Source organism: Vibrio sp. SCSIO 43155, from assembly GCF_023716605.1.
GTDB classification, from domain to species: Bacteria; Pseudomonadota; Gammaproteobacteria; order Enterobacterales; family Vibrionaceae; genus Vibrio; species Vibrio harveyi.
In genome coordinates this window covers 1,278,677-1,289,553 of the sequence record NZ_CP071853.1, presented here as the reverse complement: position 1 = coordinate 1,289,553, position 10,877 = coordinate 1,278,677, and the positions used below count along the sequence as shown (strand labels likewise).

The 10,877-nt window shown below is 43.0% G+C and carries 10 protein-coding genes; 7 read left to right on the top strand and 3 right to left on the bottom strand.

Features of this window, described 5'->3' with window-relative positions; genetic code table 11:
* The first annotated feature begins 12 nt into the window (after positions 1-12).
* Entirely contained in the window at positions 13-612 is a 600-nt protein-coding gene (locus tag J4N44_RS22635) for a cytochrome b (protein WP_009703574.1), read from the top strand.
* 83 nt (positions 613-695) lie between these two features.
* Here the strand turns inward: J4N44_RS22635 and J4N44_RS22630 are convergent, their stop codons facing one another.
* Positions 696-1,268: a YceI family protein gene (locus tag J4N44_RS22630; protein ID WP_005447112.1), complete on the bottom strand. Its 573-nt coding sequence runs from the start codon at positions 1,266-1,268 to the stop codon at positions 696-698.
* A gap of 428 nt (positions 1,269-1,696) precedes the next feature.
* Here J4N44_RS22630 and J4N44_RS22625 point away from each other — a divergent pair, with 428 nt between their 5' ends.
* A complete protein-coding gene (locus tag J4N44_RS22625; RefSeq protein ID WP_252045199.1) occupies positions 1,697-3,256 on the top strand; it encodes a methyl-accepting chemotaxis protein in 1,560 nt (519 codons plus the stop codon).
* 70 nt (positions 3,257-3,326) lie between these two features.
* On the opposite strand, the gene J4N44_RS22620 is transcribed toward J4N44_RS22625, so the two are convergent.
* Positions 3,327-4,850: an AGE family epimerase/isomerase gene (locus J4N44_RS22620; RefSeq protein WP_252045198.1), complete on the bottom strand. Its 1,524-nt coding sequence runs from the start codon at positions 4,848-4,850 to the stop codon at positions 3,327-3,329.
* A gap of 99 nt (positions 4,851-4,949) precedes the next feature.
* Positions 4,950-5,495: a sugar O-acetyltransferase gene (locus J4N44_RS22615; RefSeq protein WP_050936230.1), complete on the bottom strand. Its 546-nt coding sequence runs from the start codon at positions 5,493-5,495 to the stop codon at positions 4,950-4,952.
* A gap of 320 nt (positions 5,496-5,815) precedes the next feature.
* On the opposite strand from J4N44_RS22615, the gene J4N44_RS22610 reads away from it, so the two are divergent.
* The 5 genes from J4N44_RS22610 (at position 5,816) to J4N44_RS22590 (ending at position 10,872) form a co-directional block, all read left to right on the top strand.
* Positions 5,816-6,961 carry an AI-2E family transporter gene (locus tag J4N44_RS22610; protein ID WP_017818753.1) on the top strand — a complete coding sequence of 382 codons (1,146 nt, stop codon included), beginning with the start codon at positions 5,816-5,818 and terminating at the stop codon, positions 6,959-6,961.
* 290 nt (positions 6,962-7,251) lie between these two features.
* Entirely contained in the window at positions 7,252-8,097 is an 846-nt protein-coding gene (locus J4N44_RS22605; RefSeq protein ID WP_009703030.1) for an enoyl-CoA hydratase/isomerase family protein, read from the top strand.
* A gap of 442 nt (positions 8,098-8,539) precedes the next feature.
* Complete coding sequence (locus J4N44_RS22600) at positions 8,540-9,865, top strand: sensor domain-containing diguanylate cyclase (RefSeq protein WP_053050771.1); 1,326 nt, start codon at positions 8,540-8,542, stop codon at positions 9,863-9,865.
* 141 nt (positions 9,866-10,006) lie between these two features.
* Positions 10,007-10,357 (top strand): DUF3147 family protein, encoded by a 351-nt coding sequence (locus J4N44_RS22595; RefSeq protein ID WP_005447099.1) that lies wholly within the window; start codon positions 10,007-10,009, stop codon positions 10,355-10,357.
* Between the two features lie 242 nt (positions 10,358-10,599).
* The gene (locus J4N44_RS22590) at positions 10,600-10,872 is read left to right on the top strand and encodes a DUF3601 domain-containing protein (protein WP_005447097.1); all 273 of its coding nucleotides are present in this window, start codon (positions 10,600-10,602) and stop codon (positions 10,870-10,872) included.
* Positions 10,873-10,877: the final 5 nt, after the last annotated feature.

Here is a 10,877-nt window from a genome sequence, read left to right as displayed (position 1 = left end):
AGTGGTGACAATATGTCGAGATTAGATTCTGGTCAGCACCAGAAAGCGATTCCGTGCGTCCAAAATACCTCCACTCAACACTACGATGCGTTCAGTAAATGGCTACATTGGGCTATGGCGGTGATTATCATTTATGCAACGCTTGCAGGCTACGGCATGTTATTCGTTATGGATATGCCGCAGGTGTTCCATGTTCTATCTACGCTCAATATGTCGTTTGCAACCATCGCCTCCGTGTTATTGATTGTACGTTGGGGGTGGTCATTCTTTCGTAAAGCCCCAGAGTTACCAAAATCGGTTTCTAATACCCAGAAAAGCATCGCTAAACTCACACATGGCGCTATCTATTTGGTGATGTTTGTAGTGTTTGTTAGTGGCTTTCTAATGCTTAAACATGAGTATCCATTCTTTTGGCTGTTTACCATTCCAAACCCAATTTCTAATGCCGAAGTGAATGCGTTCTTTTTTATGGTTCACCGTTTTGGCTGTGCCACACTCGCGAGCTTGGTGTTGCTACATGCGTTAGCAGCGTTGAAACATCACTTTGTGAATAAGAACGACGTATTGCGGAGTATGGCATTTAATGTGACTAAGCAAAGTCAGTCGTCGTAAGCCGCACAGTACGGTTGGTTGAAGGCGTGTAGAAAGAAAAAAGGCTTGGTGAGCCTCCAAGCCTTTGTGTCCACTTAATCTAACTATTTTTTAAAGGTTAGATTCAAAGTGAGTGGAACTCGATCAGAAATCTTAATCCCGCCAACTGTTGCCGCGAGGTCAGTTAAGTTCTTACTAGGAATACCAAAGTCAGCAGCGCCAATAATCACAGGTGCACTTGAGCTCACCATTACCGTATCGCCAGCGTTTAGGATAACAACCGGAAACTCAACGGATTTTGTCTTACCAAACAGCGTTACTTCAGCAGGTACTTTTACCTTGTGTGAGCCTTCACCCAGAGAAGCCCAATCAACTTTTCCTGTCACTTTTACTGGTGCGTGTTTCGCAGATTCAAAGAAGATTTCATTAAGACGGGTGTTACGAATAGGGATACCTGTCTCAATGCTATTTAGATCGATAGCAACATCAAATTTGCCATTGCTGTCTAATGTGCCGGAAAGAGTATTGATGGTCGCTGGCTCGACAACAAACTGGTTCTTGATGGTAGCAAAGCTTACTGAAGAAAAGTTTGAATCTAATGTGTAGTTGTCAGCAGCAAATGAAGCACTTGAAAACAGCGCCAGCGCAATGCTTAGGGTGGATAAAGTCTTTTTCATTATTATTAGCCTTATATACGTTGAACGGTTGTTCCCCTTGATACTAGTCCGGATTTATAAAAGTTAATAAGGAATTAAATCGATTAATTTTGGTGATTTTTTCGATGTGATTAACTGTGCATTAATGATGTTCGAATATCAATTTGAATGATTATGAGAGCGTATTGTTTGTCAGAAACTTGCTAATTAGCAATGACTTATTTAGGTGTTGATAAATCTACACGGCTTACATGGTTATTCTATAAAAGTGTGATACTGATATAAAAATGGTTCATTTTATTAAAGTTGTTGCATTTGATGCGGATAACGTAACTGAATAGTTAAAACCAGTGTCGCGGGAGAATGGGTTGGCAAAGAGAGTAATGCCAAGTCATCGGCTTAATTAACCCCGTTGATAGAAATTAATCGCTTGCGTTGAGACAACCATAATGAAAAGAATCATCCTATTAGCCGTTTGTGCCATGTTTGGCATTGCTGTCATGGCGAGTATGGCGTCTACCTACTTTATCTCCAGTCAGAAAATCGATGACATCATCTTGAACAAATCTCAGGTTCAGGCTGAGTTCTTAGCTGAGAATGCAAGTTACATTTTAGAGAACTCAAACCATCCGGTCCAAGATCTCCAAGCGTTAGTTGACCAGTTAAAGCAACGCTCAGATGTTAGTTATGCCATTGTAATCGATAGCAATGTTTCGGCGGTTGCACACAGTGATAAACAAAAGCTAAACAAGAAGTACGAAGATGACTATACAGTGGCGGGTGCAACCAAAGGTGTGCAGCAATACTCGAAGTGGTACGCGGATGTGCAGCAAGTGTGGGTGTTCGATATCATGGCTCCAATCTACGTGAATGGTCAACTCTACGGCACGTTCGATATCGGTATTCCAATTACGGAAGTGAGCCAAGCAACGAACGGTATTATTAGTTACCAACTTGGTTCAATGATCGTGATATTTGTACTCTGCGTGCTACTACTTTCACTTCTGCTAAGCCACTTAATGCAGCCGTTATCTGTATTGAAAAATGCACTGCATGACATTTCCCAAGGGGAAGGCGATCTGACTGTTCGTTTGCCAACAAAAGGTAATGATGAAGTGGCTCAGATTTCATCAGCATTTAATGTCTTTGTCGAAAAGGTTTATGGCATTATTTCGCAAGTGGTGAGCACTGGTGTTGCATTGAATGGCTCTGCAACTGCCTTACGTGAGCAATCTCAACAGGCGTTGACTCGTGGGCAGGAGCAAAACGAGCAAACCATGCTGGTGGTGACGTCAATGAATGAAATGATTGCGACGGTTAACGAAATTGCATCGAATGCAGCAGGTGCAGCGAGTGCGGCAAGTACTGCAACGGATGAAACGCAAGAAGGCTACAAGATGCTGCAAAAGACCACTACGGCAATCACAAACCTTGAAACCGAGATGAACAGCACGTCCAGCATCATCGTAAGTTTGGCAGATAATACTCAATCGATCGGTTCAATCCTTGAGGTGATTCGAGGTATCTCAGAACAGACGAACTTATTGGCACTTAATGCTGCAATTGAGGCCGCTCGTGCTGGTGATGCAGGCCGTGGTTTTGCTGTGGTAGCCGACGAAGTGCGTAACCTTGCGACGAAAACCGCGCAGTCAACCGATGAGATTGACCTGATGATCAAACGCTTGCAAGACGAAGCGCAAAATGCCGTGAATTCGATGGGGAACAGTAAAGCTCTGATCGAAGAAGGAACTACGGAGACGGAGCTAGCTCGACAAGCACTAGAAGCGATTTCTAAACAGGTAATGACCATACTGGATATTAATACTCAGGTTGCAACGGCAACAGAACAACAATCGACAGTAGCCAACGAGATCAACATGAACATGGATACGGTGAGCAATTCAGTGAAGCTCGGTCTAAATGCAAGTGAGCAATTAGAGCAATCGAGTCAACAACTGGCTGAGCTCTCGCAAACGCTTGATCATTACGTCGGCTCGTTCAGAATCTAACCCACAACAAGCATGCAAAAGGCGACCATTGAGTCGCCTTTTTGTTTGCCGATATGTATCCAAAGTGTGGTTATGGGGTGATGTTACTATAGGTCACAGCTTGAATTTCGCCTTGCGCCGTTCGTTCGACGTTATCCACTTTGCCTTGGAAATAATAAGGCGTGAAATCGGATTGCCCTTTGCTCGCATTTGCATAATACAAAGTTACTGGCTGATGGTTTAGTGCACCAGACGTTAAGGTGCCAATCAATGCGTGCTCGAATTGATGATAACCATTGCCCCAATGAAACGCTTTGGTTGACTTTGGATCGAGACCGACGCCCCCATATTGATGATCAACCCATGCATCCATAAAAGTACGTGTGGTGTATGGCAGTACATTTCCCACCTTGTTATCTAATATGGCAAGTGTCATTGCTGATTGGTCAAGCTCTGCCCATTCCCAAGAAGAGCTGCCGTTAGAATAAGGGCGGCTTTGCCAAGCAGGGATGGATTGATTCGCCCATTCGCTTTGCAGTTCGGGAGAAAAAAAAGCGCTAACTGGTTCAAACTGTTGTTGATATTGCGCTCGCTCTAATGTCGTTCGCATGCCTTGTTTCGCAAATTGTTTCCAATCGGCATTGTTTATTTGTTCTGCGACAAGGTAAGTCATCCAATACGCTTTAATGGTGTGACCGAAATCGTTATGTTTGGCGTTTGGCTGCATGACGGCTTTATGATGAATTGCACCGTAGAAGCGTTGCTCTTTATCTGAGTGATAATGTTGGACTAATGTATTTGTTAACCAGGTCAGGTCACTGAGCCACTTCGTTCGATGTGGCTCAGGCAATAGGGGAGCGACCAAAAGCATATAGCCGTTAATTTGGTCTAATTGTGCAACCAACTCATGCTGTTTTGCACTTTGCTCATCTCCATCTTGTAAAACCCAAGCAAGCCCTACTTCATCGTTTAGTCTGTAGTTATCGAAGATAAATTTTTGCTGATCAATAAGCACTTTTTCTACCAGAGGATCGCCCGTTAGGTAGTAATACATTGCAAGCCCAACGAGTGCGTAAGCTTGGTCTTGCGAAGTTCTCTGTGTCCACTTTAAACCAGCTTGTTTGTTTTGCGTGAACGAAATAAAGCCGCCATGCTCTTTGTCTTGCAATTCATTTATTAGGTAATAAGCCCCTTGCTTCGCTAGTTCAAGGGCTTGAGTGTCTCCAGTTAGGTGGAAAAGCACCCCATAGGCGTAGGTTTGGCGCGACTTCATCCGCGTATATTCACGACCAAAATAAGGAGTAATCCAACCTCGATCTAACTCAGGACAAACATTGGCTGTATTCAGTTTGCGACCATCGTTGCAGCGGAAAGTGGGGAAGTTTCCAACAGGTTCTCCGTAAGCTTTCTCATCCTTCCAGTAAGGGGCTAAGCCTGTTGTGATGTGGTTTAGCCATGTCTGTGTAGATGGAAAGGTCGTTGATGCTGCATTATTTGCAATCGCGTCTTGGGAAACTGTTTCGTTTGAAGCTGAGTTTTCAATTGTCGCCGCCAGTGACACCGAACTGGTGGCGAGAGAGAACGCTATTATTAACGACTTTGTCGAAAAAGACATAAAGCAAGTCCTTGAAAGAAAAGAAAGAGTATATCGGTTGGTGACCTCTACAAACCGTTGAATCTCTCCGGTTTTCCATTCCCTCTGCTGACAAGCTTGTCAGTCTTTTTTGATGGAGCGAGCGGGGTTACCAGCAACGCGGTCTCTCGGAGCCACATCTTTCGTTACGACAGATCCAGCACCAATGACAGCTTCTTCTCCAATCGTCACGCCCGGCATAATGATCGCACCACCACCAATCCATACTTTATCTTTTATGGTTACAGGTTTTGCAGTTTCATCACCAGCAAGGCGTTGCTCTGTCTCTAAAGCATGCGCAGCGGTGTAGATTTGAACTCGCGGACCAATCATCACGTTCGCGCCAATGGTTACCTGTCCGTTGTCTATGATGATGGCATCCCAATTAATGTAAGTATGCGAGCCCACTGAAAGGTTGCATCCATACGTCAATTGCAACGGGGCTTGGATATAAGCACCTTCACCAAGATTGACGCCTATTTCAACGAGAAGTGCATGACGCTTTGCTGCGTTGGGTTCATGGTTGAAGTTGAAAATGAGCTCACATGTGCGCTCCCGCATGAGCTGAAGTTCTTCGTCTAGACAGTTATAAACCTTTCCTGAACGCATAAGTTCGAGTGCTGACATCTTTTTGCCCTTACTGCTTAAATAGTGCAACAAAGTGAGCAATATAAAGTGCGCGTTATACAAGTGGAAATAGAGAACCGCAAAATCAGAATATGGTCACTTAATAACGCTTCTTAACATCGACTTCATAAACAACTCAACATTAAACCGTTGAATGTACGGGAGGTTGTACTAGGTTTTATAAGTGAGCTTTGCGTTACAGAGTGGGGCTCTAAAACATCCACTTGTGTAATGCGCGGACAATGACTGTGCTTGGACAAATTGACACGTTATCCATCATCAGATGATGGGGATATGACGTGAAACCAAAGGGATAAACAGTGAATAATTCAAATGAAAATCTTGAGAAAATACTGGCGAAAGCGTTCACCACATCTTTGATACGATTCTCAATCACGACGCTTATCGTTATTGTGTGCTGGTGGGCATTCTTACCTTTTTTACCTATTTTGCTCTGGGCGTTAGTCCTTGCTATTGCGCTTTATCCAGTCAAACTTGTTATTGAAAGAAAACTCGGATTAAGCTCCGCGCGCTCGGCAACATTGATCGCGATTATTGGTGTGCTGATTCTCGGCACGCCAACAGCAATGGTGGGCAACTCTTTTGCTTCTAAAACCTTAGGTGCGTTTGAGTCTTACCGAGATGGCACTTTGGTAATCACCAAGCCAGCAGACAGTGTGAAAACCTGGCCGTTGGTCGGTGAAAAAGTTCATGCGGTTTGGTATGAAGCGGCGGACGATCTACCAACTTTTATTGAAAAGCGTCAGCCACAAATTAAAGGGTTCTTTAGTTGGTTTGTTGACAGTGCGACAGGTGCGGCGAAAAGTGTGTTTATGCTGATTGGTGCGATTATTATTGCGGGGATCATGCTTGCTTGGGCACAACCTGCGGCTAGGTCGATACGTAAGATCTTCATTAGTTTTACCGATGAAGTAAGAGGTCCGGATTTGCACCAACTTACCACTGCAACTATCAGGCAAGTCGCCGTGGGCATCATTGGTATTGCTTTCTTAACAGCAATGGCATTTGGCGGTGTCGTTGCATTATCCGGCGTACCTGCCGCAGCCTTGTTTACACTTATCGCACTAGTCTTCGCTATCGTTCAACTTCCGGTCACTATTATTGCTTTAGTCGCCGTTGGTTTGTTGTGGGCGGGGGACAGCGGAACGGTTCATAACGTGATCTTTACCATCTTACTGATCGCCGCTAGCTTGATTGATAACTTCTTAAAACCATTGATTCTCGGGCGAGGGTTAGAAGTCCCGATGCCTATTGTCCTTATTGGTGCCGTTGGCGGCATGATGTCTGGCGGTATACTGGGTATGTTTATTGGCGCTGCATTCTTAGCTGCTGGTTATCAGGTGTTTATGAAGTGGGTCGATACGGAAACTCAGGACGTTGTTGATGTCGTAGAGAGTGAAGAGTTTCAGGAAGAGAAAACAGAAGCTAAAGAGTCCAAGGATTAAGTTAGTTATGAATAGGCAGTTAGACCGTGGGATCGCACAAGCCCATGTGAAGTGCGCTTGTTGATAGTCATTCGAGCAACTAGAAGGTCGCTGTTCTAGTTGCTTGTGAATGCAAATAATCAGTGCTGGAAACTTAACGATTAGTCGTAAACGGACAAACAACCTTTTAGTTTTCGTAAATACTGTTTCAATTTATAAATCATTGTTTGATGTTTTTCAGAGGCGTAACGTTAATTGCGTTGCTTAAGTAAATCGCAACGTTATGTTTTTATTGGAAAAAGGAAATGGATATGGCTTACGAAGGCTACAAAACATTTACTGCAAAACAAGAAGAAGCCGTTCTTTATGTTACGTTTGATTTTGGAACGGTAAACGTACAAGGGCAGGAAATGTTGACGGATTTGAACGGTTTAGCGCTACGTCTGGAACGTGACCGTAACGTGAAAGTGGTTGTATTCCAATCTGCTAATCCAGAAATTTGGGTTTGTCATTACGACACCGAATTGCTGAAAGAAATGTCGACAGAAGCTGTTTCTCGTGAAGAAGCGAAATTGCTTGACCTTCAATCAGTGTTAGAAAGGATCAGCAAGCTACCACAAGCAACGATTGCTAAGTTGGAGGGATTTGCCCGTGGTGGTGGTCATGAATTTGCATTGGCATGTGATATGCGCTTTGCCGCACGCGGTAAATACAAATTTATGCAGATGGAAGTTGGCATGGGCATCTTACCGTGCGGTGGTGGCGCATCTCGGATGGCACGCCAGGTTGGTTTAGGACGTGCTCTAGAAATCATCTTGAGTGCTCGCGACTTCGATGCGGACGAAGCAGAAGCGTACGGCACCATAAACAAAGCGTTGGAGCCTGATGAGATTGGTCCTTATGTTGATGAGTTAGCGCAGCGAATTTCCAAGTTCCCAACTGAATCTATTAATGCGTGTAAGCAAATGGTGTACGAGTCAATCGATAAGCCAATCGATGAAGCGTTGAAAGCCGAAGCTTACTGGCTTTACCAAGCAACCAGTAAAACGCCAGCGGTTAAGCGCTTCCAAATTGCCGATGACCAAGGTTTAGAGCACGATATCGAAAACCAAAGAAACTGGGAAGAACTGGTTATGAAGGTGCAAGACATTAACTGATCATTCATAGCTTGATTGTCGATATAAGATTAAAGGCGAGTTTTTAGCTCGCCTTTAATTGACGAGTAAATTTGGCTCTGTTTGCTGTCGCTCATGTAAACCAGACGATTATCAGTGACAATTCTAGAAAATGGCTAGATTTGTTTGAAAATTCATCAGTTTAGGCATTAAGTTTTTGCCGTGTCGGTCAATATTTTTAATTAATAGAATCGATTGTGTCGATCAATCAAATCGATCGATAGAAATTTACTGTTGATTGATAAAAATATTTATCCGTAACGACACCTTTTGATCATCGAACAGTATACAATTATGCGTATAATCGCCGCTTCTTAAATGCATCAAGTTCAAATCTTGATCAGAATTGCAGTGAATGAAAGCTAAACGGATTTTAGTTGTTGAATTAGGGATAGGGAGAGTGGGTTAATCTAGGACAGTTGTAATGAGTTGGGGCATCAAAGTAGTATTTTTAATTTCGGTATTATTGCTAACGGAATTACTCGCCACAAAACTAACCGCCATCAATAACGAAAAAGAATCTGAACAAGTTATCAGTGCTATCAATAAAGAGATGAAAGTCATCTTTAATGACGCATTGATTACGGCTGAAGTATTGAAAGAAGTTGTGGTGCTTTCTAAGAACCATGACATGTCATCAGCAGAGTTTAATAAACTTAGTCGTAAGCTTTTATCCACTTATACCAATGTGGATGCCTTGTTATACCTTCCAAAAGGGGTCGTGCAATATGCTTATCCCTACGACGAGCATAAAGCGGCAATTGGTCACAACGTTCTTGAAGACCAAACACGAAAACTTGGGGCAAACCAGTCTGTAAACTGTAAGAAAAACACGATTATAGGTCCCGTCACCTTAGTTCAAAATGGTAAGCAAGCATTCATCCTCAGAAAAGGTATCTCAGACGATGCGAATTTCATTGGTTTTTCTTCTTCCGTTATCTATTTAGAATCAATCGTTAGCAAACTAGAGCAAGTATTAAACCAAAACCACGTGAATCGTTACTCTGTTGTTGGCTATGATCCTGATAACAGCAACTATTATGACAAAGTGATCAGCTCTAAAGGTGAGATTGATTGTGACATTCATACTGGCATCGTGACGATTTTTAACACCAATTGGCAAATCTCAATATCGCCAGAGGACAGTGGCTTGATCCCACGAGTGGTTATTTTTGCCACTTTGTTGACGCTACTAATATTGGTGACAACACCGGTGAGGTACTTCAACAAGTTTCGTCATTCAGAAATGCAGCGAGATAGCCTGCAAAATGAAGCGCATACCGATTACTTAACTGGACTCCTAAACCGTCGTGGTCTTGAGACTAAGTTTGAGGTGTTAAGAAAAGAGAATACGGCAGGCTCAATTGCTGTGTTTGATATCGATTTTTTTAAGAGCATTAATGATACTTATGGTCATGAGGTGGGGGACATCGTATTAGCTCAGTTCTCTAAGCTATGCGAAGCAAACACGAGCCATGATTTCACTCTTTCTCGCACTGGTGGTGAGGAATTTATGTTGTTGATGCCAAACACTAACGCTCGACAAGCATACCTATACTGCGAGCGAGTAAGAAAAACAGTGGCGAATACGCCCGTGTTTATCAATGATATGTACATTGATATCACGGTAAGTATTGGGGTCGCCTATTTTGACGGCACAGACTCTCTAAAAGACGCATTAAGAGAAGCGGACCGAGCGTTATACAAAGCGAAAAACTCAGGGCGAAATCAAGTGTGTTGGACTCGTTAAGAATGAAGTCTCAAATAGTATGCCTATAGCTTTACTTGATGTCTGAGAAGACTCACAGATATTAGGTTATCAGCTTGTAAACAAGGCCTTGTTTTTGTTTAACTTTAAGAGCGGATCGAAGTGAATTGAAGGTGCAATACAATGCTATGGATAGTGACCAAGTACTTAACCACGGCGGCAATCGTCGTATTAATTTCTGAAGTGGCGAAAAGAAGTGACAAACTTGGTGCCTTGGTAGCAGCCTTACCAACGGTGACTATTTTGGCGCTGGTATGGATGTATATTGAAGGTCAAGGCACAGAAAAACTGTCCAACCACGCTTTCTACACGTTTTGGTTTGTCGTGCCGACGTTGCCAATGTTTTTACTCTTCCCGTATTTGCTAACCAAATACTCCTTTTGGCTGACGCTATTAATTAGCTGCGTAGTATCGGTAGCTTGTTTTGCTTTGACAAACTTAGTAGCAAAGCAATTCGGAATCAATTTGCTGTGACAAGGTTTTTCTGGCTCCCAACCTGACATACCAGCGTTTACCTTAATAGATTCGCTATCTGCTGTGGTAAAGCGTGAAACAAATGCAACGCTTACTGATAACAACACAAGCGCATCGCACTTCAATCATCGACTTCAACAATGACCCGAAACATACGGTATTTATTGGCTCCGTTGTTAGCGGTTAGGTCGCCGGATTACTTATATTAGGTTGAACGCCACAGAATAGGGTCGTTGAGAAAAATGAACAACACTTGTCAAAATAAGAGTTTTAGTGTTTTACATCCTGGTGTTCGCTACCGAGTCAAAAAAGAATTTTATGATTATAACGGTGAGCGGTATCAAGTTGATGAGGAAATGGTGTTTATTGACCATAACTTCGTTCCTTATGAAAGTGGTTTATCACTCTTTTTCCGAACACATAACCGAGACCTTCAGATCATGCTTTGCAATCGGGAGGGCTTACAACAACACATCGTTCATGAGCTAGGTACTTATTTTGAACGACAGCAATAAATTTA

What these genes read in the sequence shown, in the direction of transcription:
- J4N44_RS22595 (WP_005447099.1), top strand. Translation starts at nt 10,007, where the DNA reads ATGCTATGGATAGTGACCAAGTACTTAACCACGGCGGCAATCGTCGTA.
- J4N44_RS22590 (WP_005447097.1), top strand. Translation starts at nt 10,600, where the DNA reads ATGAACAACACTTGTCAAAATAAGAGTTTTAGTGTTTTACATCCTGGT.
- J4N44_RS22625 (WP_252045199.1), top strand. Translation starts at nt 1,697, where the DNA reads ATGAAAAGAATCATCCTATTAGCCGTTTGTGCCATGTTTGGCATTGCT.
- J4N44_RS22600 (WP_053050771.1), top strand. Translation starts at nt 8,540, where the DNA reads ATGAGTTGGGGCATCAAAGTAGTATTTTTAATTTCGGTATTATTGCTA.
- J4N44_RS22605 (WP_009703030.1), top strand. Translation starts at nt 7,252, where the DNA reads ATGGCTTACGAAGGCTACAAAACATTTACTGCAAAACAAGAAGAAGCC.
- J4N44_RS22635 (WP_009703574.1), top strand. Translation starts at nt 13, where the DNA reads ATGTCGAGATTAGATTCTGGTCAGCACCAGAAAGCGATTCCGTGCGTC.
- J4N44_RS22630 (WP_005447112.1), bottom strand. Translation starts at nt 1,268, where the DNA reads ATGAAAAAGACTTTATCCACCCTAAGCATTGCGCTGGCGCTGTTTTCA.
- J4N44_RS22620 (WP_252045198.1), bottom strand. Translation starts at nt 4,850, where the DNA reads ATGTCTTTTTCGACAAAGTCGTTAATAATAGCGTTCTCTCTCGCCACC.
- J4N44_RS22615 (WP_050936230.1), bottom strand. Translation starts at nt 5,495, where the DNA reads ATGTCAGCACTCGAACTTATGCGTTCAGGAAAGGTTTATAACTGTCTA.